General features: G+C 61.0%; 18 protein-coding genes. 3 read left to right on the forward strand and 15 right to left on the reverse strand.

The genetic code is table 11. From position 1 onward, the window contains the following. Window positions 1-33 precede the first annotated feature (33 nt). From AC13RE_RS14440 to gcl, 7 genes are all read right to left on the reverse strand, one after another. Window positions 34-891 carry a helix-turn-helix domain-containing protein gene (locus tag AC13RE_RS14440; RefSeq protein WP_132721462.1) on the reverse strand — a complete coding sequence of 286 codons (858 nt, stop codon included), beginning with the start codon at window positions 889-891 and terminating at the stop codon, window positions 34-36. Between the two features lie 221 nt (window positions 892-1,112). Further along, window positions 1,113-2,168 (reverse strand): hypothetical protein, encoded by a 1,056-nt coding sequence (locus AC13RE_RS14445; protein WP_488563417.1) that lies wholly within the window; start codon window positions 2,166-2,168, stop codon window positions 1,113-1,115. A 365-nt stretch (window positions 2,169-2,533) separates the two neighbouring features. Further along, a complete protein-coding gene (locus tag AC13RE_RS14450) occupies window positions 2,534-4,162 on the reverse strand; it encodes an MFS transporter (RefSeq protein WP_488563418.1) in 1,629 nt (542 codons plus the stop codon). Between the two features lie 259 nt (window positions 4,163-4,421). Next, the gene (locus AC13RE_RS14455) at window positions 4,422-5,699 is read right to left on the reverse strand and encodes a glycerate kinase type-2 family protein (protein WP_488563419.1); all 1,278 of its coding nucleotides are present in this window, start codon (window positions 5,697-5,699) and stop codon (window positions 4,422-4,424) included. A gap of 15 nt (window positions 5,700-5,714) precedes the next feature. Next, complete coding sequence (gene glxR, locus AC13RE_RS14460; RefSeq protein WP_488563420.1) at window positions 5,715-6,599, reverse strand: 2-hydroxy-3-oxopropionate reductase; 885 nt, start codon at window positions 6,597-6,599, stop codon at window positions 5,715-5,717. A 5-nt stretch (window positions 6,600-6,604) separates the two neighbouring features. After that, window positions 6,605-7,420, reverse strand: a complete 816-nt coding sequence (gene hyi, locus AC13RE_RS14465) for a hydroxypyruvate isomerase (protein ID WP_488563421.1) — start codon at window positions 7,418-7,420, stop codon at window positions 6,605-6,607. A 12-nt stretch (window positions 7,421-7,432) separates the two neighbouring features. Further along, window positions 7,433-9,217, reverse strand: a complete 1,785-nt coding sequence (gene gcl, locus AC13RE_RS14470) for a glyoxylate carboligase (protein ID WP_488563422.1) — start codon at window positions 9,215-9,217, stop codon at window positions 7,433-7,435. Window positions 9,218-9,412: 195 nt separating this feature from the next. On the opposite strand from gcl, the gene bhcR reads away from it, so the two are divergent. Further along, window positions 9,413-10,240 carry an HTH-type transcriptional regulator BhcR gene (gene bhcR / locus AC13RE_RS14475; RefSeq protein WP_488563423.1) on the forward strand — a complete coding sequence of 276 codons (828 nt, stop codon included), beginning with the start codon at window positions 9,413-9,415 and terminating at the stop codon, window positions 10,238-10,240. Between the two features lie 62 nt (window positions 10,241-10,302). On the opposite strand, the gene guaD is transcribed toward bhcR, so the two are convergent. Both guaD and AC13RE_RS14485 read right to left on the reverse strand, forming a co-directional pair. Beyond that, window positions 10,303-11,646 carry a guanine deaminase gene (gene guaD / locus AC13RE_RS14480; protein ID WP_488563424.1) on the reverse strand — a complete coding sequence of 448 codons (1,344 nt, stop codon included), beginning with the start codon at window positions 11,644-11,646 and terminating at the stop codon, window positions 10,303-10,305. Then, the gene (locus AC13RE_RS14485) at window positions 11,643-12,881 is read right to left on the reverse strand and encodes a urate hydroxylase PuuD (protein ID WP_488563425.1); all 1,239 of its coding nucleotides are present in this window, start codon (window positions 12,879-12,881) and stop codon (window positions 11,643-11,645) included. Before AC13RE_RS14485 ends, guaD begins: the two co-directional genes overlap by 4 nt. A gap of 141 nt (window positions 12,882-13,022) precedes the next feature. Between AC13RE_RS14485 and AC13RE_RS14490 the strand changes: the two genes are divergently transcribed. Then, window positions 13,023-13,967, forward strand: a complete 945-nt coding sequence (locus AC13RE_RS14490; RefSeq protein ID WP_488563426.1) for a LysR family transcriptional regulator — start codon at window positions 13,023-13,025, stop codon at window positions 13,965-13,967. On the opposite strand, the gene xdhC is transcribed toward AC13RE_RS14490, so the two are convergent. The 4 genes from xdhC to uraH are packed head-to-tail and all read right to left on the reverse strand — an operon-like array spanning window position 13,954 to window position 19,018. After that, window positions 13,954-14,802, reverse strand: a complete 849-nt coding sequence (gene xdhC, locus AC13RE_RS14495; protein ID WP_488563427.1) for a xanthine dehydrogenase accessory protein XdhC — start codon at window positions 14,800-14,802, stop codon at window positions 13,954-13,956. The genes AC13RE_RS14490 and xdhC overlap by 14 nt on opposite strands. A 4-nt stretch (window positions 14,803-14,806) precedes the next feature. Next, on the reverse strand, window positions 14,807-17,161 hold the full coding sequence (gene xdhB / locus AC13RE_RS14500) for a xanthine dehydrogenase molybdopterin binding subunit (RefSeq protein WP_488563428.1): 2,355 nt from the start codon (window positions 17,159-17,161) through the stop codon (window positions 14,807-14,809). Between the two features lie 3 nt (window positions 17,162-17,164). After that, the gene (gene xdhA / locus AC13RE_RS14505; RefSeq protein WP_488563429.1) at window positions 17,165-18,649 is read right to left on the reverse strand and encodes a xanthine dehydrogenase small subunit; all 1,485 of its coding nucleotides are present in this window, start codon (window positions 18,647-18,649) and stop codon (window positions 17,165-17,167) included. A 3-nt stretch (window positions 18,650-18,652) separates the two neighbouring features. Next, window positions 18,653-19,018 carry a hydroxyisourate hydrolase gene (gene uraH, locus AC13RE_RS14510; protein ID WP_488563430.1) on the reverse strand — a complete coding sequence of 122 codons (366 nt, stop codon included), beginning with the start codon at window positions 19,016-19,018 and terminating at the stop codon, window positions 18,653-18,655. Between the two features lie 571 nt (window positions 19,019-19,589). Here uraH and AC13RE_RS14515 point away from each other — a divergent pair. Further along, window positions 19,590-20,075: an ureidoglycolate lyase gene (locus tag AC13RE_RS14515; protein ID WP_488563431.1), complete on the forward strand. Its 486-nt coding sequence runs from the start codon at window positions 19,590-19,592 to the stop codon at window positions 20,073-20,075. 155 nt (window positions 20,076-20,230) lie between these two features. Here AC13RE_RS14515 and AC13RE_RS14520 read toward each other — a convergent pair whose 3' ends face one another. After that, on the reverse strand, window positions 20,231-21,523 hold the full coding sequence (locus AC13RE_RS14520; protein WP_488482299.1) for an NCS2 family permease: 1,293 nt from the start codon (window positions 21,521-21,523) through the stop codon (window positions 20,231-20,233). 452 nt (window positions 21,524-21,975) lie between these two features. Then, complete coding sequence (locus tag AC13RE_RS14525; protein WP_488563432.1) at window positions 21,976-23,628, reverse strand: GMC oxidoreductase; 1,653 nt, start codon at window positions 23,626-23,628, stop codon at window positions 21,976-21,978. Window positions 23,629-23,642 lie beyond the last annotated feature (14 nt).

Raw genomic sequence — 23,642 nt, forward strand, 5'->3', positions numbered from 1 at the left:
ACGGTCAATTGCAGATTTGGACGACAATCGAAGTCATGAGTGCATTCGGCTCAGCATGCCCGGAGTAAGGCCGAGGATGCGCCGCATCCAGTGCGTCATGTGGCTCTGATGGGCAAACCCGGTTGCCGACGCGATCTCGGCGAGCGGCATGTCGGTGGAGAGAATGAGCAATCTCGCGCGCTCGATCCGGCGCGTCAGCACATAGTGATGAACCGGCATGCCGAAAGTGGCGCGAAAGAGCGGTTTCAAATGCGATACGCTGAGATCGACCGTCGCGGCGAGATCGGCGAGAGACAGCGACTGATCGATGTGGGCTTCGATAAAATCCGACAGGCGTCGCTGATGGCGGTTGGTCAAAGTGGCGCCTGTCGCGGCTGTACCGATTGAAGTCTGTTCGCCGCCTTCCACCAGACGGATCGCCAGCGCCAGGCCTAATGCTTCGGCATAAGTCCGGTCTGATGGAACGGGCGACTCGATTTCGGCCTTGATCGCCCAGGCGATCGATTCAATCCGGGAATCCCGAAGCTGGAATTTTGGTGCCAGAGAAACAGCATTCGGATTTCTGCCAAGCGCTTCTGCGGCGGATTGAAGGAGTTTGTGCTGGATATTCAGGCGCAGAATGGTGCAGTCCCCGTCATCTTCCCACCAGCCATCGAGTCCGGCGGGAACGATATCGATATCTCCATGCGCCTGACGACGGCGGTATTGACGGCCGTCGCACTCACAAAAAGCATTCACGGCCCGCCCGAAATGAATGCCGAGCCTATGCGTCTGCGACCCCGGCACATGGGTTCGGCCAGCCTGAATACGGAGGAAATTCGCTTCCAGGCCCTTCCAGCCGCGATCCTTGCTGGAGAGGAGTGTCGCGGCGGTGCTGTTGAGCTGGTCCATGACTATGCGCTTCCGCGGATTCTATCGTCCCGGTTTGAGGGCGATCTCGATCTTGAGAATATAGGTAGCACGGCGTATCCGGTCGAGCTATCTTCGGCAATGTGCGCCTGTCAGGGAACCGATAGCATTCTCGCATTCGGAGATCAGCGGATGAATGGCAGAATGTCTGGGTGAACGCGGTCTCGCTGGAGAGGCCGCGTCCATCAATGTTTGGTCGAATATCACTTCCAGCTCGTATAGTCAGAAGCGGTGCATCCGAAGGGCGCGCGTTGATCGCCGAAACGCTTCTTCAATTGATCGCAGCCCCAGCGGTTGAGGGGTGCCGGCATCATATTGTTGATATCCATGGCGGGCGAAGTGAATTGCGAGCCGGCGCTGGTCACATACCAGACCCAGTAGCCGAAAATGCCGATAATGAAGAGAAGTATGACCAGGAAACCCCTTGCAAGCCGTGCCATGACGGACGGCCCTCTCTTCCCTTGAACAATGAGTTCCGGCGGATGAGCGTCAAGTTCCGCTGTCAGCGGAGCGAGAATGCTCGCGCGTTCTTCCGCCGAGATGTCGATGCGTTCCAGCCGGCTGTCCAAAAGCACAGGGAGAGCCGTATTTCCATGCCAGACGGCCAGTGCCACGGCCTTGTCGCCGTTTGCGCCAACGATCAGTGGCTCCTCTCCAGGCCCGAAATTCGTATGGGCCGCCCGTCCGGTTTTTCTGCCGTCGATCTTGTCGGCATAGGCCACCATCAGCCGCTTGCCGCGTCGCTGGAAAGCGGTGATTTCCACCGGGACCGGCTCGAGCTGAGCAGGCCGGCGCAGTTGTCCGCGGGCGCGCCAGACGCGCAGGATCTGGAAGATCGCGGCAATACAGGCGCCGCCGAGAAGGGCGACGAAGACGGCAAGCGTTATGATTCGGTTCCAGAGCATATCCAGTCCGAGGCTGAGGGTCGCCAAGCCTGGATGATCTCTGGAGATGACGAGGTCAGTGTCATAGTCGCCGGCATGGATATCGACGAACATGATTTCGACATCCTTGTCGTAGGCCTGCCCATTGTAGGTATATTTGAGGTGCGCCTCGCAGGTGGTGAAGAAGCCTCTTCGCGTTGAGCATTTTCCGTCGCGGATATCACCATCGACAGGATTGATGGGGTTTTGGCTGATCGTCCAATCCCTCAATATGCCTGGCGCTTCGTAAACTGTTATGAAAACCGTAAGCGCGATGACGATCGCCAGGGAGAAATAGGCGGCCTTCGGCATCGTAATCACGCCCTGAGCGAGCATGATGGCTCTCTGGGGAAGCTTAATCGTCGGAAATGTCATTGTCTGCCTTGAAACTCCGAATGGTTGCGTAGGCAGCCGCAAGGCGAGGAGCGAAGCATATGCTTCGCAAAATCCTGGGGTGATTTGGCGCCCACATTAGCAGCGCGGAAAGATAGGCGTTTTGCTTAATAGCTCAATATAAGGTTGTGGGTCGTTCCCCGACTTTACGATGATGTGATTTCAAATGCTTGCAGTGTGTGACCTTTTTGCCTCGCAAGATTAACCGACGGGTCGAGCCCGCTGGTTTTCACTTGGAACCGGTAGTTCGAGGCCAAAAAGAAAAGCAACATGACGATGTCGCCCGGAGCAGGTCTGCGACCGCTCCGTTACGTCGCATCCAGATAGGGCTTCAGGGGCATGTCGTCGTGCAGGGGCACCGTCTGCCGTTCGATCATATGGTGGATAACCGGCGGCCCGTCGCCGCGATGCAGTCTATCCAGCTGTTCGGCGACCTCGACATCGGCATGCGTCTGGCGCTGGCCGTGGCGGACATAGTCAATCCACGTCGGCAGATGGTAGCTTTCCGTCCAGGTGTTCGGCTTTTCGAGATCGCGCAACAGCGACCATTGCTTCGCGCCATCGCGGATTCTCATCCGGCGGCGCTTCGCCATGACGGCCAGGAATTCCTCTACGTCCTCCTGCTCGATGTCGTAATCCACCATGACGAGGATCGGGCCGCTTCTGGGGCGCAGGTCGAGCTGCAATTGCGGTTCGCTGAAGGTATTCGTCGGATCGAGATTGAGGGATTCGAAGTCTGGCTGGCGCAACAGGAGGCCAAGCAGACCGCCAATGCCGAGAGCGGCGCTGGCGACGAGGAGGGCGCCGGTGACGCCATGGGCATCGGCCAGTTCGCCCCAGAGCCAGCTCCCCACAGCCATGCCGCCGAAGGTGGCGGTCTGATAGAGAGACAAAGCGCGGCCGACGACCCAGCGCGGCGTGGAAAGCTGAACCGTGACGTTGAAGAGAGAAAAGGCCTGCACCCATGCGACGCCGGCCGGCATGAGCAGAAGGCAGCTTAGCCACACTTGGTCGCTAAGCGCCAGGAAGAAGCAGCTGATAGCCAGCGTGAAGAAGGCACCACGGATCACCCATTCATTGCTCAGCGCATCGCGGATACGGCCGATCAGCATCGCGCCGCAGATGGCGCCGAAGCCGAAGAAGCCGAGCATGATGCCGTAGGTGATTGCGGTGCCATGCACATGATCGCGTGCAACGAGGGGCAGCAGGGCCAGAATGACGATCGCCGTCAGGCCGAAGACGAAGCTGCGGCACATCACCTTGAGCAGGTTCGGCGACATCTGGACGTAGCGAAATCCGGCCGACATCGCGCTGCCGAAAGACTCACGCGGCAGCGTGTTGCGCACAGGAGCCTTCTTCCAGCGCCATAAGGTGAAGATGAGGGCGAAATAACAGAAGACGTTGAAGAGAAACGCAAAGGCCGCGCCCGCAGCCGCCACGATGACGCCGCCGATCGCCGGCCCGATGCTGCGCATGAGGTTATAGCTCATGCTGTTGAGCGCCACCGCACCCGGCAGATGCTCGCGCGGCACGACATCGCCCATGGATGCCTGCCATGACGGATTGTGCAGCGCGCCGCCGCAGCCGATCAGGAAAGTGAAGCAAAGCAGCAGCCAGGGCGTCAGGGCATTGCTGTAGGACAGGACCGCCAGCGTTGCGGATACGCTGAGCATCAGCGTCTGCGCGATCAGCATGATCCGTCTTCGGTCGTAATTGTCAGCAAGCGCGCCGGCAGCGAGCGAAAAGATCATGACAGGCAGCGTCGTGGAGGATTGAACCAGGGCGACCATGCCATGGGAGGTGGCGAGGCTGGTCATCAGCCAGGCAGCCCCCACACCTTCGACCAATCCGCCGAGATTGGAGATGAGAGTTGCCGACCAGAGAGAACGGAATGTCTTGGACTGAAACGCGACGAGCGGGGAGCTTCTCTTGGGCATGTCGGCTTTTCTTCGCAGGATTGTCTTGCTCGACGGCAAAGCGGACTCGCTCAAAGCGTAGGCACCGCCGAGTCGGTATCAACCCTATAGTGATTTGCTAAGTTCCGAAATGATTTTGGAATAATATTCTCGCCAATGAAGGCAGAATTGAGCTCTGGTTCAGGCGCTCGTTAAGCCTCGGCGCTATAAGCCTCACCCGATTTCGTTGATCAGGCGGCTTTGGCGTTCTGATGATCCCGATCGCTTGGGTCGCCTGGCCTCAATCCAGCGGGTTTAGAAGAATGGCGCGGAAGTCGTTGACGTTCGTGCCGGTTGGTCCTGTGACGAACAGGTCATCGATCGCGGCGAAGGCCGACCAGCTGTCGTTGCGCTCCAGGAATTCGGCTGCATCCTTCTCTCGAGCGGCAAGCCGTGAAACGGTGGTGCCGTCGGCAAAGGCACCGGCATTGTCCTCCGAACCGTCGATGCCGTCAGTGTCGGCAGCAAGCGCCGAAATGCTCTTTTGGCCGGAAATGGCGCAGGCGAAGGATAGGAGGAACTCGCTGTTGCGGCCGCCTTTGCCCTTGCCCTTGATCGTTACCGTGGTTTCCCCGCCAGACAGAAGAAGCATGGGCTCTTGCGATGCCAGCCCCCGCTGCAGGATCTTGGCTACGATCGCCGCATGTTGACGACCGACTTCCGATGCTTCTCCCTCGATGGCATCGGAAAGCACGATCGTCGCGACGCCGGCCTTGCGGGCGACATCGGCCGCAGCATCCAGTGCGATAGCCGCCGAAGCAACGAGCTTCACCTCGTTGCGAGCGAAACGAGGGTCCGAGGGTAGGGGCGGCTCATCCCTGCCATCTTCGAGATGACGCATCACCGCGTCAGGCAAATCGAGACCATAATGCTCTATGATTGCAAGTGCATTGGCGCGGGTCGTCTCGTCGGGAATGGTCGGGCCGGAGGCGACCAGAGCGGGGTTGTCGCCGGGAATATCGGAAACGACGAGGGAGACGACCTTTGCCGGATGGGCAAGGGCTGCCAGCCGCCCTCCCTTGATACGCGAGATCTGCTTGCGCACGGCATTCATAGCGCCGATCGGCGCGCCGGAGGCGAGCAAGGTCCGATTGACGGCGATCTCATCGGCTAGTGTGAGATCGCCGGCCGGCGCCGGCAACAATGCCGAGCCGCCGCCGCAGATAAGGGCGACGACCAAATCATCCTCGGTAAGACCGCTGACCGCAGCCATCAACCGCTCCGCTGAAAGCAGCCCTCTTTCATCCGGTACGGGATGGGCGGCTTCGAGAACCTCGATACGCTCACATGGCACGGCGTAGCCGTAACGCGTCACGACAACGCCGGAGAGCGGTGCATCCCAGAGACGCTCGAAGGCACGCGCCATCTGCGCTGCCCCCTTGCCGGCACCGACCACCACCGTCCGGCCCTTCGGTTTTTCCGGCAGATGGGCGGCGAGCGCCTTATCCGGATCGGCAGCCGTAACGGCTGCATGGAAGAGCCTTTCCAGAAAGGCGCGGGGATCGGCGATGTCAGGCATCGGGTCTCTCACATGTTACGCGACGGGATGGTTCGCCATGCGCTCCAGCGCCTTGACGAGACCGGAGTGGTCGAGCCCGCTGTCGCCATTGGCGGCGCATTGGTTGAAAAGCTCCTGCGTTGCCGCTGTGTTCGGCAGCGAAACGCCGAGAGCCTTGGCGCCTTGCAGGGCAAGGTTCAAATCCTTCTGATGCAGCGAGATGCGGAAACCGGGCTCGAAGGTGCGCTTGATCATCCGCTCGCCATGCACTTCGAGGATGCGCGAGGAGGCAAAGCCGCCCATCAGGGCCGAGCGCACGCGGGCCGGATCGGCACCGGCCTTGGAGGCGAAGACGAGTGCCTCGGACACTGCCTCGATCGTCAATGCGACGATGATCTGGTTGGCGACCTTGGTGACCTGGCCATCGCCGCAATCGCCGACGAGTGTGATGTTCTTGCCCATCAGCTGGAAAAGCGGCAGCGCTCGCTCGAAGCTGACTTCAGAACCGCCGGCCATGATCGAGAGCGAAGCGTTCTTAGCGCCGACCTCGCCGCCGGAAACCGGCGCGTCGACATACTCGGCGCCAGTCTCACGAATTCTCCTCGCGAATTCCTTGGTCTCGATCGGAGAGATCGAACTCATGTCGATGACGAGCCTGCCCTTGGACAAGCCGTAGGCAACCCCGTTCTCACCGAAGAGCACGTCCTTGACCTCGGGCGTATCTGGCAGCATCAGGATGATGGTATCGACGGCTTCGGCGAGCGCCTTCGGCGTTTCGACGAATTGCAGGCCGTTGTCGAGCAGCTCCTGGCGCGGCGGAATCGAAAACTTTGATGTGACGACGATGTGGCCGGCATTTTGCAGGTGGCGCGCCATGGGGGCTCCCATGATGCCGAGGCCGATAAATCCGATATGTGCCATGGTTGTTAGCTCCTGATATTGAGAATGGCGGCGCCTTCGGCGTGGCGTCCGGCTGCGGCAAACCAGCCGAGCCCCGCCGCGGTCGTGGTGCGCGGCTTGTATTCGCAGCCGATCCAGCCGTCGTAGCCGAGCGCATCGAGCGTTTCGAAGACAAAGGGGTAGGCGATCTCGCCGGTGCCCGGTTCGTTGCGTCCGGGATTGTCGGCAAGCTGCACATGGGCAATCTGCGCCTGGTGCTTCTTGAAGGTGCCGATCAGCTCGCCCTCCGTACGTTGCTGATGATAGAGGTCGTACTGAATGAACAAGTTGTCGCTGCCGACTTCGGCGATGATCGCGGCTGCCTGGTCCAGCGTGTTGAGGTAGAAGCCGGGAATGTCGAACCGGTTGATCGGCTCGATCAGCAGGCGGATCCCGTGCTTGCCGAGCTCTTCCGCCGCATATTTGAGGTTAACGACGAAAGTGGTCCGCAGCACCTCATCGGGCACGCCGGCCGGCGTAATGCCGGAAAGGCAATTGATCTGGCGGCAGCCGAGCGTCGTCGCATAGTCGATCGCCGAGGCAACGCCGCGGCGGAATTCGTCGATACGATCGGGCGGGATCGCGATCCCTCGCTCGCCGCCGGCCCAGTCGCCGGCGGGCAGATTGTGCAGCACCTGGGTCAGGCCATGACGATCGAGTTCGGCGCGCAGCGCTTCCTTCGCAAAATCATAAGGAAACAGATATTCGACGCCCTCGAAGCCCGCCTTGGCGGCCAGCGCGAAGCGATCCAGAAACGGCGCCTCGGTGAAAAGCATGGTGAGATTGGCCGCAAATTTCGGCATTGTATTTCTCCTTCAGTCCAGCAGGGCGAGGATTGCCGTCGGTGCATCCTCGCCGCGTTCGGCAAGCTCTTCGAATTCGACCACGGCATTGATGTCGGCGCCCATGGCGATGTTGGTGACGCGCTCCAGAATGAACTCGATGACGACGGGAACCTGATGCTCTGCCATCAGCTGCGTTGCGGTCGTGAACGCCTCCTGGAATTCGTTCGGGCTGCGTACCCGGATCGCCTTGCAGCCGAGCCCTTCGGCAACCGCGACATGGTCGACGCCATAGCCAGGTTCGGCATCACCGGATGCGTTGATGTTCTCGAAGGCGAGGCTGACCTCGAAATCCATGTTGAAGCCGCGCTGGGCCTGGCGGATGAGGCCGAGATACGAATTGTTCACGACCACATGCAGGTAGGGAAGCTTGTGCTGCGCGCCGACCGCCAGCTCCTCGATGAGGAACTGGAAGTCGTAGTCGCCGGAGAGAGCCACGATCGGACGGTCCGGATCGGCGGCGCGCACGCCGAGCGCTGCCGGCAGGGTCCAGCCGAGCGGGCCGGCCTGGCCGCAATTGATCCAGTTGCGTGGTTTGTAGACATGCAGGAATTGCGCGCCGGCGATCTGGCTGAGCCCGATGGTCGAGACATAGCAGGTGTCGCGATCGAAGGCCTTGTTCATCTCCTCGTAAACGCGCTGCGGCTTCAGCGGCGTCTGGTCGAAATGCGTCTTGCGCAGCATGGTGCGCTTGCGATCGCGGCATTCTTCCGCCCAGGCCGACCAGTCACGCAGCTTGCCTTCGGTCTTCCATTCCGTTGCGACGTCGAGGAGAAGCTTCAATGCGGCGCCGGCGTCCGAAACGATGCCGAAATCCGGGGCGAAGACGCGTCCGATCTGGGTCGGTTCGATATCGACATGCACGAAGGTCCGCCCCTCCGTGTAGGTCGAGACATTGCCTGTGTGGCGATTGGCCCAGCGATTGCCGATACCGAGGACGAAATCGGAGGCAAGCAGCGTCGCATTGCCATAGCGATGCGAGGTCTGCAGTCCGCACATGCCGGCCATCAGCGGGTGGTCGTCCGGGATCGTGCCCCAGCCCATTAGCGTCGGGATGACCGGAACGCCGGTGATTTCGGCGAATTCGACGAGCAGGTCCGACGCATCGGCATTGATGATGCCGCCGCCTGCGACGATCAGCGGCCGCTCGGCAGCGTTCAGCATGGCAAGCGCCTTTTCCGCCTGCGCCCGCGTGGCGGAAGGCTTGTAGGGGTTGAGCGGCGCATAGGTGTCGATATCGAACTCGATCTCGGCGAGCTGGACGTCAACAGGCAGATCGATGAGAACCGGGCCTGGGCGGCCGGAGCGCATCGTATGGAATGCCTTCTGGAAGACGTAAGGGACGAGAGCGGGCTCCATGACGGTCACGGCCCATTTGGTGACGGGGGCTGCGATCTTGGCGATATCGACCGCCTGGAAATCCTCCTTGTCTAGGCGAGCGCGCGGCGCCTGGCCGGTGATGCAGAGGATCGGGATCGAATCGGCAGAGGCCGAATAGAGGCCGGTGATCATGTCGGTGCCGGCAGGCCCAGACGTTCCGATGCACACACCGATATTGCCCGCGCGGGCGCGGGTATAGCCCTCGGCCATATGGCTTGCACCTTCGACATGACGGGCCAGCACATGGCGGATAGAGCCGCGCGCTTTCATCGCCGAGTAGAAGGGGTTGATCGCAGCGCCGGGAACGCCGAAGGCGCAATTGACACCTTCCTTTTCCAAAACCAGCACTGCGGCATCGACTGCGCGCATCTTCGCCATGGGAATTTCCTCCGTTTCTGCTTCGAAGGTACCGCATGGGTCGGCGAGCGCAATCTTAAAATGGAAATCAATCCCATCATATGGAAATAAACATTTTCAACAAATCTGGAACAATCGCAGCGAAGCGGATATGCCATGAAGCCAAAGCGGGTGGTGCCAAACTGCGCCACGCGCCTTCAGTCAAAAGTGAGCGGCATGGCGGAAAATCGGGAAAAGACGAGGGGCAGGCCGGGTCGGAAACCGGCCGAGAATGCAGCGGCCTCGTCCGTGCAGGTGCTCGATCGCAGTCTGAAGCTGCTGGAGCTGGTGGCCGAAGCCGATGGCGCGGTTCTGACCGATCTCGCCGACAGATCGGCCATGGCGCCTTCCACGGTTCACCGGCTGCTGACCTCTCTCGCCCAGCACGGTATGGTGGCGCATGATGCTGAGACCGGCGCCTGGACGATCGGGGTGAAAGCCTTTGAGATCGGAACGGCCTACTTACGCTTCCGCAAGCTCGGCACGATCAGCCGACCTTTCCTCAAGCAGTTGATGGAGGCATCGGGCGAGACCGCCAACATCGCTATCGAGGAAGATGGCGACGTCGTTTTCATCTCTCAGGCGGAAAGCCATGCGCCGATGCGCGCCTTCTTCCGCCCCGGCCGGCGCGGACCGATCCATGCTTCGGGTATCGGCAAGGCGATCCTTTCCACCTGGCCGGACAGCCAGATAGAGGCTTTGCTCAAAGGGCGGTCGTTGCAGCATTTCACCGATAAGACCCGCGATACGCTGCCCGTGCTGCTTGCGGATATGGCCGAGATCCGCTCGCGCGGCTGGTCGATCGACGATGAGGAGCATACGCTCGGCATGCGATGCGTCGCTGCGCCGATCTTCGACGAATATGGCGAGGCTATTGCCGGCATTTCGATTTCAGGCCCGGCTGTGCGGCTGCCGGATGAAAGGGTTGCTGCGCTTGGTCCTGCTGTGCGGGCCGCGGCGGAAGAGTTGACGAAGGCGATGGGTGGGCGCTCGAAGCGGACCTGAACGTCTTCGCCGCCGTCTCCTATCCAGAGACGACGGCGCTGCCGGTCCGCCACATTTATTGGTTAGGCGAGCTGCAATTGCTCGCGTACGATCGTGTCTGCTTTCTTGCCCTTGGTCTTCATCGCCTTGCCGGCGACATAGACTTCAGCAACGCAACGGTCATCGCCCATGGTTTGGAGAATGAAGAGTTCCTCAGCCAGCGACGTGGCAGTGCGCATGCGGAATTCCATGGCCGACTTGGCGCTGGAATCCAGCACGACGATATCGGCATCCGCGCCGGCCTGCAGCGAGCCGATCTGCTTCTCCAGGCCAAGGGCCAGCGCGTTGCCGCGAGTCATGCGGTAGAAGGAATTGAACGGCGTCAGCCGCTGCCCCTGCAGGTGCAGCACCTTGTAGGCTTCATCCATCGTTTCCAACATGGAGAAGCTGGTCCCGGCGCCGACATCCGTCGCAACCGACCAACGCGCGCCGAGACTGTCAAACTGCGCGGCGTTGAAGAGCCCCGAGCCGAGGAAGAGGTTCGAGGTCGGGCAGAAGACACCGACCGCGCCGGTTTCGGCGAGCACCGCAACTTCCCGCTCGCTCATATGGATGCAATGGCCGAGCAGCATGCGGTCGTTGAGCAGGCCATAGCGGGCGTAGATATCCGTATAGTCCTTGGCCTCCGGATAGAGGGAGGTGGCAAAGGCGATCTCGTCGCGATTTTCCGAGAGGTGCGTCTGGACATAGCAATCCGGGCGTTCGGCAACGAGCGCCTTGCTCATCTCCATCTGCTCAGGCGTGGAGGTGATCGCAAAGCGTGGACTGATCGCATAATGCGCGCGGCCGCGGCCGTGCCATTTCGCAATCAGCCGCTTCGTTTCGTCGTAGCCGCGCTGTGGCGTATCGCGCAGTGCGTCCGGCGCGTTGCGGTCCATCATCACCTTGCCGCCGATCATGCACATGCCGCGCGCTTCGGCTGCAGCGAAATAGGCATTGACGCTTTCGGGATGCACCGAACAATAGGCGACGGCCGTCGTCGTGCCGTTCGACAGGAGTTCGTCCATGAAGCGATCCGCCACTTCGGCCGCATGGGCGGCGCGGGCGAACTTCTGCTCCTCGACGAAAATATAGGTATTCAGCCATTCGAGCAGCTGCGCACCATAGGAGGCGATCGCCTGCGTCTGCGGGAAATGGAGATGTGTGTCGATAAAGCCCGGCAGGATGAGATGCGGGCGGTGATCCGCGATTCTGACGGCGGCATCGGCCAGCCTGCGAATGTCGCCATAGACACCGATTTCCACGATCTTGCCATCGCGAACGAAGACAGCGCCGTCTTCGATATAGCGATAGGAAGCGGCATCATCGATGCCTTGTGGCTCGGCAAGGAAGGTCAGCACGCGGCCACGGATCAGGGTTTCACTCATTGGGTCTTCTCCCCATTGATGGCACTTTCGTACCAGGAGACGAGCAGACGGCGCTCCTCGTCGGTAATGTGCGAGGCGTTGGCCGGCGGCATGGCGTGGCTGCGGCCGGCCTGCAGGTAGATCTCACGCGCATGGGCGGCGATGTCGCGGTCGGTCTCGAAGACGACGCCCTTCGGCGGCGCGATAATGCCCTCCCAGCTCGGCTCCTTCGCATGGCACATCGAGCAGCGCCCCATGATCGTGTCGCGAACCTTGGGAAAAGCCTCAGCCGTGATGAAGGGCTGCTGGATTGCCGAGATCTTCGTGACTGGCTCGCCCGTCAGGATCTTCGGCACCGTGGAAAGCCACATGATGATGATGAAGAGGACGACGGTGATGAGCCAGGTCCAGGTCGGGTTGCTGGCATTGGCGTGGCGGGTATTGAACCAGTGGCGGATCGTGACGCCCATCAGGAAGACGAGCGAGGCAATGATCCAGTTGAACTGCGTGCCGAAAGCCAGCGGGTAGTGGTTCGACAGCATCAGGAACAGCACTGGCAGCGTCAGGTAGTTGTTGTGCGTGGAGCGTTGCTTGGCGATGCGGCCGTATTTCGCATCTGGCGTGCGCCCGGCAAGGAGATCGGCAACAACGATCTTCTGGTTCGGAATGATGATGAAGAATACGTTGGCCGACATGATCGTCGCGGTGAAGGCGCCGAGATGCAGGAAGGCGGCGCGGCCGGTGAAAAGATGGGTATAGCCCCAGGCCACCGCGACCAGGATGAAATAGAGCGCCACCATCAGCCGCGTATTGTCGTTGCCGAAGGGCGATTTGCAGATCAGGTCGTAGAGGAGCCAGCCGCCGGCGATCGAGCAGAGCGAAATGGCGATCGCCACAGGTTTGGAGACGTCAAGCACGGCCGGGTCGATCATGTAGAGATCGGCGCCGGCATAATAGACGAGACAGAGCATGCCGAAGCCCGACAGCCAGGTGACATAGCTTTCCCATTTGAACCAGACGAGGTGGTCCGGCATGTTGGCCGGCGCCACCAGATATTTCTGGATATGGTAGAAGCCGCCGCCGTGGACCTGCCATTCCTCACCATAGGCTCCCGGCGGCAGCGCTGGATGCTTTTTGAGGCCTAGGTCAAGTGCCACGAAATAGAACGACGAGCCAATCCAGGCGATGGCGGTAATGACGTGCAGCCAGCGGACGGCAAAAGTCAGCCAGTCCCAGGCGATGGCATATTCATACATGGGAACTCCTCCCGATCTTTATGGGAGTGTTTGCCATCGCTTCATTTTCCCGAAAATCCCGGTTAATCCGCCAACACTTTCAAAAAAATCTATAAGATGAACCCTGGTTTGTTCCGCGTGCCGATGTGGTAGAAAGGTGCCATGTCCTATCTTGATAACGTCCGTGTCTTCGTTCGCGTGGTCGAACTCGGTACTCTTTCGGCAGCAGGCCGCGACCAGCGCGTCACGCCTGCGGTTGCGAGCAATCGCATCAAGGAACTCGAGCGTCATCTCGGCGTGCGCCTCTTCAACCGCACGACGCGTAAGCTGTCGCCGACAGAGCATGGCCGCGTTTTCTATGAAAAGGCCGTGAAGATCATCGAGGCTGTCAATGAGGCGGAAGCGGCGATCGCCGATCTCTCACGCAATCCGAAGGGGTCGCTGAGGATCACGGCACCGCTCGGTATCGGCCGGCGGCTGATCGCCTCGGGCATTCCAGAGTTTCATGACAAATATCCGGATATCGAGGTGCGCGTCCGCCTGTCGGACCACAATGTCGATATCCTTGCTGAGGGTGTCGACGTCGCCTTCAAGCTTGGCGTGCTGGAAGATTCAAACCTGCGCATGCGCGGCATCCTCAATTGCGATCGCGTGCTGTGCGCTTCGCCTGCCTATCTCGCTCAGCGTGGCGTGCCGGCGAGCGCGGATGCATTGATCGCCGACAAGCATGATTGTCTCTTGCTGCGCTATCCCGGATCGAAGGAATATTATTGGACGCTGATGACGGCGGAAGGTACCCGCAAGTTCGAGGTCGCAGGCCCTTATGACAGCGACGACGGCGATGTGCTCACCCAATGGGCGCTGGAAGACCGCGGGATCATCAACAAGCCGCTGTTTGAGGTGAAGGCCTATCTCAGGGAAGGGCGATTGGTGGAGATCCTGAAGGAAAGTCCGCCGGCTCCGGTTCAGCTTGCGGCCATCTATCCTCACAAGCGTTTCCAGGATCCGAAGGTGCGCCTGATGATCGATTTCATGGCGGAGCGCTGTCAGCGGCTGATCGGCAAGCTGCTCGAGGACGAGCCGGCGGCTAAAGCTACGGGCGGTTAACGCTGCTCGCAAGCCTTGCATGATCCGCCGTCCAGCTCAGCGCCGCCGTCATGATCTCTGCGGCCGCAAGCGTTGCGATAACGGTCGGGCGTTTGTCTTTCACAGCCGTCCCGCCGATCGGGCAGACAAGGCGATCGAAAAGCTCCGCCTGGCCGCTTTCGCGCGACAGCCAGTTGCGGAAGGTGGCGCGCTTGGTCTTCGAGCCAATCATGCCGACATAGGCTGCGTCTGTGCGCTTGAGTGCCTCTGCGGCAATCAGGAAATCGAGCGCGTGGTCATGAGTGAGGATGACGAAGCTGCTGCCGGCCGGCGCATCGCGCACGACAGCCTCGGGCATGGCCGTGAGACAGGTCTCGACGCCCGGCACGGTACTGGCGACGAGCTCTTCCTCTCGCGTATCGACAAGCACTACGCGCAACGGCGCTAGCGAAAGTGCCAGGGCGAGTGCATCGCCGACATGGCCCGCTCCGAAAACGTAGACATGCGGCCGCGCGGCCATCTCGCGGTCGCTCCGAGCTATGAGATCATTCGCGAGCCTGGGGCTGAGCGCGGTGAAGGCAAGGCCCACCCGGCCGCCGCAGCACTGGCCGATCTCCGGACCAAGCGGTACGTTCATCGGCTCCGCCGCAAGGCCGGAGCGCAGGGCCCGTCGCGCCTGGTCGATCGCCATATATTCGAGTTGGCCGCCGCCGATCGTTGCAAAAATCGCTCGTTCCGACACCAGCATCCAGGCATCGGTATCGCGTGGCGCCGAACCTGCGACACCCGTGACTTCGACGAGCATCGACATCGGCTCCCGACGCAGGAAATCGCGGATGTCTTCGCGGGCAGGCATAATCTCACTCCTTTTGCGCAGCCTTGAGACGCTCGATCGCCATCAGCACCCGTTCGGGCGTTGCCGGCGCGTCGAGACGCGGGCAGATCTTGTGGTCGGCTACGCTCGCCACGGCATCCGATAGAGCGTGCAGAACGGCAAGGCCGAGCGGCAGCGGCGGCTCGCCGACCGCCTTGGAACGATGGATCGTCGGCTCATAGGCCTCCGACCAGTCGGTCAATGCCACATTGAAGATCTTCGGGCGGTCCGATGCAAGCGGGATCTTGTAAGTGGAGGGCGCATGAGTGCGCAGCCGCCCCTTGCCGTCCCACCAGAGCTCTTCCGTCGTCAGCCAGCCCATGCCTTGAATGAAGCCGCCCTCGACCTGGCCGACATCGATGGCCTTGTTCAGCGAGCGGCCTGTATCGTGCAGGATATCGGTGCGTTCGACGACATATTCGCCGGTCAGCGTGTCGATCGACACTTCCGAGCAGGCAGCGCCATAAGCATAGTAGTAGAAGGCATGGCCGCGGCCCGCCTTGCGATCCCAATGGATCTTCGGCGTCTTGTAAAAGCCGGCGGCCGAAAGCTGGACGCGGGCCATATAGGCCTTCTTGACGAGATCAGGGAAGGGCATCTCGATGTCGCCGATGCGCACGCGGTTGGGCAGGAACGCCACCTGATCGCGGGGAACCTGATGGCTTTCCGCGGCAAAGGCGATCAGTCGTTCCTTGATCTGGCGCGCGGCGTTTTGCGCCGCCATGCCGTTCAAGTCCGCGCCTGAAGACGCCGCGGTCGGCGAGGTATTCGGCACCTTGGCTGTCGTCGTCGCGGTGATCTTCACCCTGTCGAGATCGATCTGGAATTCTTCCGCCACCACCTGCGCCACCTTCAGGTGCAGGCCCTGCCCCATCTCGGTACCGCCATGGTTCATGTGCACGGAGCCGTCGCTATAGACATGTACCAGCGCGCCGGCCTGGTTCGATTCCGTCTTGGTGAAGGAGATGCCGAATTTGACCGGGGTCAGCGCGATGCCGCGCTTGACGATGCGGTTCTTGGCGTTGAATTCGGCGATCGCCTTGCGGCGCCCGGCATAATCGGCGCTTTCCTCCAGCTCCGCGACGATGCGCTGGATGATGCAGTCCTCGACCTTCTGGTGATAGGGGGTGAGGTTGCGTTCGCCTTGAGCGCCCATTGCGTCGTAGAAATTCAGCTTGCGGATGTCGAGCGGGTCTTTGCCGACGGCGTAGGCCACCTCGTCGATAACGCGTTCGGCACCTACCATCCCCTGCGGACCGCCGAAGCCGCGGAAGGCCGTGTTGGAGACGGTGTTGGTATAGAGCGGCGCCGACTTCGCCTGAATATGAGGAAAGAAATAGGCATTGTCGCAATGAAACAGCGCACGATCACCGACCGGGCCGGAAAGGTCGGCCGAGAAGCCGGCCCGGAGCGCAAACGTATAGTCTACGGCCAAGATGCGGCCCTCGTCGTCAAAGCCGACATCGTAATCGATGGCAAAATCATGCCGTTTGCCGGTCGCGACCATGTCTTCGTCGCGGTCGAGCCGGACCTTGACGGCGCGCTTCAGCTTCTTGGCGGCGATCGCTGCAATTGCGGCACATTGGTTCGCTTGGGTTTCCTTGCCGCCGAAGCCGCCGCCCATGCGGCGAACTTCGATCGTAACAGCATTGCTCGGCACGCCAAGCGCATGGGCAACCATATGCTGCGTTTCGCTCGGGCCTTGGGTCGAGCAATAAACGACGACCTCGTCGTCCTCGCCGGGGACAGCTAGCGAAACCTGGCCTTCAAGATAGAAATGATCCTGGCCGCCAAGCCGCATGCGGCCCTTCACGCGGCGCGGAGCGCTCTTGAGGGCGGCATCCGCATCGCCTCGTTTCAGCGTCAGCGGCGTGACGACCTGCCGATGGGTCGAGACGTCGAGATCCCAGATGTCGATATCAGCAGGCAATTCCTCGTACTCGATCTTTGCCAGCCTTGCGGCGCGGCGAGCCTGCTCGCGTGTTTCGGCGATTACGCAGAAAATCGGCTGGCCGTGAAACTCGACCTTGCCAGCGGCAAGCACCGGGTCGTCGTTCATGTAGGAGGGGGAGACATCGTTGACGCCGGGCACGTCCTCATGGGTCAATACTGCAACGACGCCGGGGGCCGCCCGCACGGCGGTAAGATTGACGGATTTCAGGATGCCATGGGCGACGGTGGATAGGCCAAGCCCTGCATGCAGCGTTCCGGTCGGTTCGGTAATGTCGTCGATATAAACGGCGGCGCCGGAAACATGCTTGTGCGCGGAGTCATGACGAGGGCTGGTATGAACCCCGCCCACGATGCTTTCGGCCTTGATGTCTGAAGCGTGTTTGTTCATGGCCTATGCCGCCTCATATCTGGACACCTGAACCGGTGCCTCATTGGACGTCGTTTCCAGGTAGAAACGGAGCAGAAGGTTCCTGGCCGCGAGCGCACGATATTCCGCCGTGGCGCGCATGTCGGTCAGCGGCGAATAATCCTCGGCGTATTTCTCCATCGCCAAATTTACAATTTGCTCGTTCCAGGGCTGGCCGAGCAATGCCTTTTCGACGGCGAAAGCCCGTTTCGGCGTGGCCGCCATGCCGCCATAGGCGACCCGGATTTCTGCGACCGTACCGTCGGCGGCAAGTGCGAGGCGGAAGGCGCCGAGCGTGGCCGTGATGTCCTCGTCGCGGCGCTTCGTCACCTTGTAGACGGCGAACATTTCGCCTGTTGCCGGAACCGGAATATGCACGGCTTCAACGAATTCGCCGGGCTGGCGGTCCTGCTTGCCATAGGCAATGAAGAAGTCCTCAAGCTGAATGGTGCGCCGGGCGGCGCCCTTGCGTAAGGTCAGCGATGCACCGAGCGCGATCAAGGCCGGCGGCGTATCGCCGATCGGCGAACCGTTGGCGATGTTGCCGCCGATCGTTCCCATATTGCGCACCTGCTGGCCGCCGATGCGGGCAATCAGCGGCCCGAGAGCCGGGATATGCTGAGACAGCGTCGCGACCGCCTCCGAATAGGTGACGCCGGCGCCGATGGTGATGAGGCGGTCTTTCACCGCGATCGATTTCAACTCCTGCAGCCCGGCAATGAACACGACCGGCGTGATGTCGCGCATGTGCTTGGTGACCCAAAGACCGACATCGGTCGAGCCGGCTACCACGGTTGCCGTCGGCGATGCCTCTAGAACCGAAGCGAAATCATCAAGGTTCGCCGGCACGATCAGCCGATTGCGACCCTCACCGATTTCGACTCGGGCACCGTCGACAAGAGCCTTCAGCCGCGCAGTCATGGTTTCGCGCTCGACAAGCAGGGGATCGTTCTGCGTTCCACCGTAGCTGGAGATGGAACGGGCAGCACGCAGGATCGGCTCATAGCCGGTGCAGCGACAGAGATTGCCCTGCAATGCCGTTTCGATCTGCTCGTCCGTGGGTTTCGGCGTCTGCATCCACAATCCATAGAGCGACATCACGAAGCCAGGTGTACAAAAACCGCACTGCGATCCATGGAAATCGACCATCGCCTGCTGCACCGGGTGCAGGTGATCGTCGCTCGGGGCGAGATGCTCGACAGTGACCACGTGATAGCCGTCCAGCGAGCCAAGGAAGCGGATGCAGGCATTGACGCTCTCATAGACGAGTTCGCCCGCCGGCGTCAGGCGTCCGACCAATACAGTGCAGGCGCCGCAGTCGCCCTCGGCGCAGCCTTCCTTCGTGCCCTTCAGCGAGCGGGAGAGGCGCAGCCAGTCGAGTAGCGTCTGGTCTGGCGCGATGTCCCGGAGCGCAACGTCCTCGCCGTTCAGGATGAAGCGCAGTTCGGAGCGGATTCTTGCAGCGGTCATCGGTCAGCTCCCACGATAGGTGGAATAGCTGTAGGGCGAAAGGAGGAGCGGCACGTGGTAATGCGCGCCCTCGTCTGCAAGGCCGAAGCGGATCGGAATGATATCCAGAAACATTGGGCCATCCGATGTGCGACCAAGATAGTCTCCAGCATGAAAGCGCAGCTCGTAGGTGCCGGTCTTCATGGCTTCGTCAGACAGTAGCGGCGCATCGCAACGGCCGTCATCATTGGTTTGCGCGGATTTCACAAGGTGCAGTTCATCGCCGTCGATCCGGTAGAGATCGATGCGCAAGCCCTCAGCTGGCTTGCCGCGCGCCGTGTCCAGCACATGGGTCGTGAGCCGGCCGGCTCCAGGCGAATGAGGCTGCATGCTTTTCTCCCGAACGAAGTTCTCGCGTTCCACTATCCGCCAGGCCCATTCCCATGAAAAGCAGCTGTAACGTTCGAGACTTTCAAATTTTCCAGGGGGAATGGCGCATGCGATTTGCGGTTAGACATTGGGTATCGAAAACGTTTGGAGGAACGTTTCATACGATATCGCGGCGGGACGGATGAGCTCGGCCTGCGCACTTCGCATGCACCGAGGCGGCGAAATACGTGCCGATATGGCGATATGCATTTCATGAAAAGGCGGGTTTCCTTGGTCTCGTTGCATGACGGAAGTGATGCGTGCGTCGATTTTCGACTGGCCCTGATGGGTATCGGTTCGAGACGCTTGGCTGCAGAAAAGCCTTCCCGCAGCTAGCGGGAAACCGATGCCGCGGTCTTCGCGATCACCATCGGTAATGATCGACTATGGAAATAGCCGCGGCATGACGAAGTGCCAGCCGCGCTCCGGTCGATTTCTGCTGCCCGCACCGCGGGTCAAGCATCGTACCCAAGCGAACATATCGTCGATCGAGGAAGAGGTGATTTTGGAGAATGGAAACGGGAGACCATCAATGAAAGTGATCGAAATTCAGCTGCTGACGAGAGCCGCATTCGCGCCTTTCGGCGATGTGATCGAAATGGAGGGTGCGCACAGCTTTCCCATCAACGCCGGCAAATGCGTTCGCTACCATGACCTCGCAAAGGTCGAAGCGATCGGCGAGGAGGCGAGAACGATGATCAGCTGGCTGCGCGGCGAACCCTATGCGCTGCCACTGGAACTGAAGATGGTCGAGCGGCATCCCCTCGGCAGTCAGGCCTTTGTGCCGCTGACCAATTATCCCTTCCTCGTCGTTGCCGCGCACGAGACTGACAACGGGCCGAGCGAGCCTCTGGCCTTCCGCACCCGGCCCGGGCAGGGGGTCAACATCTGGCGCAACGTCTGGCATGGCATCCTGACACCCCTCGACGGCGTCTCCGACTTCATCGTCGTCGATCGCGGCGGCAAGGGGATCAATCTCGAGGAGCATTTTTATGAAGAGACCTTCCTGATCCGCTGACCCGGTAGGGACGCGATCCGAATGTCAAAAGGGGCGTTGCGATGGCAGCGCCCCTTATCTCGTCAGCGCGAGTTCCTGCTTTCTATAGTCTTGCGAAACGTCAGAAGACCGGGTCATTCCAGCGAATGATCCGGTCTTGCATTTAATACCTGCAGTTAGTCCGCGAAGAAGGCGAAGCGCACGACAAACAGGGCGGCGACGATCTGCGTTGCCGGATGCAGCACCGACCAGCGGCCGGTGAAGACCTTCACGGCAACATAGGTGATGAAGCCGAAGGCAAGGCCGTTGGCGATCGAGTAAGTGAAGGGCATGGCAAGCGCGGTGATTGCCGCCGGTGCCGCTTCGGTCAGGTCATCCCATTCGATCTCGGTCAGCTCGCGCATCATCAGGCCGGCGACATAGAGCAGTGCCGGAGCCGTCGCATAGGCGGGAACGGAAGCTGCGAGCGGCGAGAAGAAGAGAGCCGCAATGAAGAGGGCGGCGATGGTGATCGCGGTCAGGCCTGTGCGGCCGCCGGCCTGCACGCCCGAAGCGCTCTCGACGAAGGCCGTCGTGCTGCTCGTGCCCATCAGCGAGCCGGCGACGATGGCGGCGCTGTCGGCAAGCAGAGCCCTGCTCAAGCGGTTCGGCTTTCCGTCCTGGATGAGGTTCGCCCGCTTGGCAATGCCGATCAGCGTCCCCGTGGCGTCGAAGACTTCGACCAGCACGAAGACGAGGATGATATGCACCAGGCCGCCATGGAGAGCGCCGACGATGTCGAGCTGCAAAAAGGTCGGGATGATCGACGGCGGCGCCGAAACGATGCCATGAAACTCGCTGACGCCGAAGATCCAGGAGAGGATGGTAACGGCGAGAATGCCGATGAGGATAGACCCCCTGACCTTCAGTGCGTCGAGAACGGCGATGACGAAGAAGCCGAAGATTGCGAGAAGGGGGCCGGTCTGTTTAAGGTCGCCGAGGCCGACGAGGGTCGCTTTGTTGGCGACGACGATGCCGGCGCTCTTCAGCGCAATGATCGCCAGGAAGAGACCGATACCGGCGGCAATTGCGCTTCTAAGCGAATGCGGGATGCCGGCGATCAGCCAGCTGCGCACGCCGGTCACCGTCAATAGGACGAAGATGCAACCGGAAATGAAGACCGCGCCGAGCGCCTGCTGCCAGGTAAAGCCCAGAGCCGAAACCACGGTGAAAGCGAAGAAGGCATTGAGCCCCATGCCAGGTGCCATGCCGATCGGCCAATTGGCGACGAGGCCCATGACGATCGAACCCAGCGCGGCTGCGAGACAGGTGGCGACAAAGACCGCGTTGCGGTCCATGCCAGTCGTCGACAGAATGTCCGGATTGACGAAGATGATATAGGACATCGTCAGGAACGTCGTCACGCCGGCGATGAGTTCGGTGCGCACGGACGTGCCGTGTTCACTCAATTTGAAAAGTCGTTCAAGCATTGTTCCTCCCTAAGCGTTCCCGACGCTCGTCAAATCATGGGGCTTGCCTCGCATCTCCTCCAGATGCGGGCCGCGAGAAGCGGCTTTCAACGCTTCGTGGCGAGGGGGATTGTGCGCTTTTAATGGCTTTGCGCGCTAGAGCCGGATTTCCCCGCAATTCGCGAAAGACATTCTAATTTTTCAAGCTATTTCGGCGCGAATTTCTTCTGAGTTGGGCGCCGTTATTGGGTGGCCGAAGCCATCGCTCCGTCCTGCGCAACCGCGCGATGCAGCGGAGGCAAGAGGATATGCATGATATTTATCGCGGCAAGGTGAGAAAGCCAAACTATTTCCGCCGGATGGTGAAATCGCGAAGGCCACACAGATGGCGGCCATGGGGAGTGCGGCGAGCCTCCATATCTAAAATGGAGGCCGACCGAAATTGTAAATTCCAATCCGAACGGAGCGCCCGATCATAATTGTCCGGCGCGATATTGATCGGCGATGTTCCTGCAGGCGCGGATGGTCAGAGCCATCACGGTCAGCGTGGTGCCGGCAATGCCGCTGCCCGGAAAGGCGGAAGCATCCGTCACGAGCAAGTTGGGTATGTCCCAGCTCTGATTATGGGCGTTGAGGACGGATTCCTGGCTCGATGTCCCCATGCGCGCACCGCCGGTTTCGTGTATGGCGGCGCCCATGCACATGGTCTTGCGGAACCACGAGCGGAACATGAAGCGGCTGAACGGATCGGCATCGGGAAAGGCGCCGCGACCCATTTCCCTGAGGCCGGTAGGCGAGCCGATGAATTCCAGCTCGCCGCCGACGCCACGCACCATGTCGATCAGCACTTCTTCCTGCCGGCGCAGCAGGGCATGTTCCTCCTCGCCCATGGCGCATCGGATATGAGGAACGGGGATGCCCCAGGCGTCCTTGCGCTTTGCATCGAGCGTGATGCGATTGTCGGCATAGGGCAGCATGCGGCCGAAGCCGAAGAAGGCCAGCCGCGAAGGTTCATCATCCGGTGTCGGCGCTCGGCCGATGCTTCCCTGATAGTCGAAATCGTCGCGGCCTGCGTCGCCCTCTCCAAAGCGCGGGACGAAGATGCCACCGGAGGGGTTGTAGAAGGGATCGACAGGCGCGGAATCATCGGTCGCCCATCCCTTCGCCTTGGAGAAGGAGCCGAAGGCAAGGCATGGCAGCTGGTCCATGAAATAGCGCCCGAGTGCCCCCGAGCTGTTGCCAAGGCCATGTGGGTGGCGAGCCGTGGTCGAGTTGAGAAGTAGCCGCACGCTTTCGATCGGCGATGCCGAGAGCACGACGATGGCGGCGCGTGCGACCTCGACCTTTCCGGTCGCGCGATCGATGAACTCGGCACCTGTCGCCCGGCCGCCGGCATCGTCGGTGGTGATACGACGCACGATGGCGTCGTGGCGCATGGTCAGCCGTCCGGTCGCCAACGCCTCGCGCAGCGGTTTCGGCGTCCGTTCGGCATCGGGCGCGATATAGCGCCAGGAAACGACATGCCGCTTCGGCCAGCGTCCTTCGACTTCCGTCTTGAAGATTTCTTCAGCCGGCGTCAGCTTTGCCGGATGGGCATAGACACCGTCAGGCAATGTCTCCACGGCATCCTTATTGCCATAAAGGCCAAGGCTCGCTTCGACCTCGGCATAATAAGGCGCGAGCTCGTCATAGGAAACCGGCCAGTCGACGCCCTTGCCGGTCTTCGAGCGGATCTTGAAATCATCGTCCGTCCAGCGCAGCAACACCCGGCCGAAGCTGTGCAGGCGGCCGCCGCCCTGACGGCCTCGTATCCACAGGAATGGTGCATCCTTCGGCGTCGTATACGGGTTCTTGCGATCGTTGACGAAGAAATGGCTGAAGCGCTCGGTAAAGAAGGCGGCGCGCGCTTGGATGGGCTGGCCCTTCAGCGTGGCGCGTGCACGCTCCCAGATATTGATGCTGCTTGCCGGCGCCTTCTTGCGGTTCGGATCGAAATCCTTCTGGGTCACGGCTGGGCCGGCTTCGAGCAGCAATACCGACAGCCCTTGGGAGGTCAATTCCTTGGCGGCGAAGGAGCCGGCGGCGCCGGAGCCGATCACCAGCGCGTCATAGACAGTCTGAGACATGGATAATTTCCGTA

It is taken from the genome of Martinezella sp. CNPSo 3959, from assembly GCF_057784355.1.

Coding starts and splice junctions, on each gene's coding strand:
- AC13RE_RS14440 (WP_132721462.1), bottom strand. CDS start 891: ATGGACCAGCTCAACAGCACCGCCGCGACACTCCTCTCCAGCAAGGAT.
- AC13RE_RS14445 (WP_488563417.1), bottom strand. CDS start 2,168: ATGCTCGCTCAGGGCGTGATTACGATGCCGAAGGCCGCCTATTTCTCC.
- AC13RE_RS14450 (WP_488563418.1), bottom strand. CDS start 4,162: ATGCCCAAGAGAAGCTCCCCGCTCGTCGCGTTTCAGTCCAAGACATTC.
- AC13RE_RS14455 (WP_488563419.1), bottom strand. CDS start 5,699: ATGCCTGACATCGCCGATCCCCGCGCCTTTCTGGAAAGGCTCTTCCAT.
- glxR (WP_488563420.1), bottom strand. CDS start 6,599: ATGGCACATATCGGATTTATCGGCCTCGGCATCATGGGAGCCCCCATG.
- hyi (WP_488563421.1), bottom strand. CDS start 7,420: ATGCCGAAATTTGCGGCCAATCTCACCATGCTTTTCACCGAGGCGCCG.
- gcl (WP_488563422.1), bottom strand. CDS start 9,217: ATGGCGAAGATGCGCGCAGTCGATGCCGCAGTGCTGGTTTTGGAAAAG.
- bhcR (WP_488563423.1), top strand. CDS start 9,413: ATGGCGGAAAATCGGGAAAAGACGAGGGGCAGGCCGGGTCGGAAACCG.
- guaD (WP_488563424.1), bottom strand. CDS start 11,646: ATGAGTGAAACCCTGATCCGTGGCCGCGTGCTGACCTTCCTTGCCGAG.
- AC13RE_RS14485 (WP_488563425.1), bottom strand. CDS start 12,881: ATGTATGAATATGCCATCGCCTGGGACTGGCTGACTTTTGCCGTCCGC.
- AC13RE_RS14490 (WP_488563426.1), top strand. CDS start 13,023: ATGTCCTATCTTGATAACGTCCGTGTCTTCGTTCGCGTGGTCGAACTC.
- xdhC (WP_488563427.1), bottom strand. CDS start 14,802: ATGCCTGCCCGCGAAGACATCCGCGATTTCCTGCGTCGGGAGCCGATG.
- xdhB (WP_488563428.1), bottom strand. CDS start 17,161: ATGAACAAACACGCTTCAGACATCAAGGCCGAAAGCATCGTGGGCGGG.
- xdhA (WP_488563429.1), bottom strand. CDS start 18,649: ATGACCGCTGCAAGAATCCGCTCCGAACTGCGCTTCATCCTGAACGGC.
- uraH (WP_488563430.1), bottom strand. CDS start 19,018: ATGCAGCCTCATTCGCCTGGAGCCGGCCGGCTCACGACCCATGTGCTG.
- AC13RE_RS14515 (WP_488563431.1), top strand. CDS start 19,590: ATGAAAGTGATCGAAATTCAGCTGCTGACGAGAGCCGCATTCGCGCCT.
- AC13RE_RS14520 (WP_488482299.1), bottom strand. CDS start 21,523: ATGCTTGAACGACTTTTCAAATTGAGTGAACACGGCACGTCCGTGCGC.
- AC13RE_RS14525 (WP_488563432.1), bottom strand. CDS start 23,628: ATGTCTCAGACTGTCTATGACGCGCTGGTGATCGGCTCCGGCGCCGCC.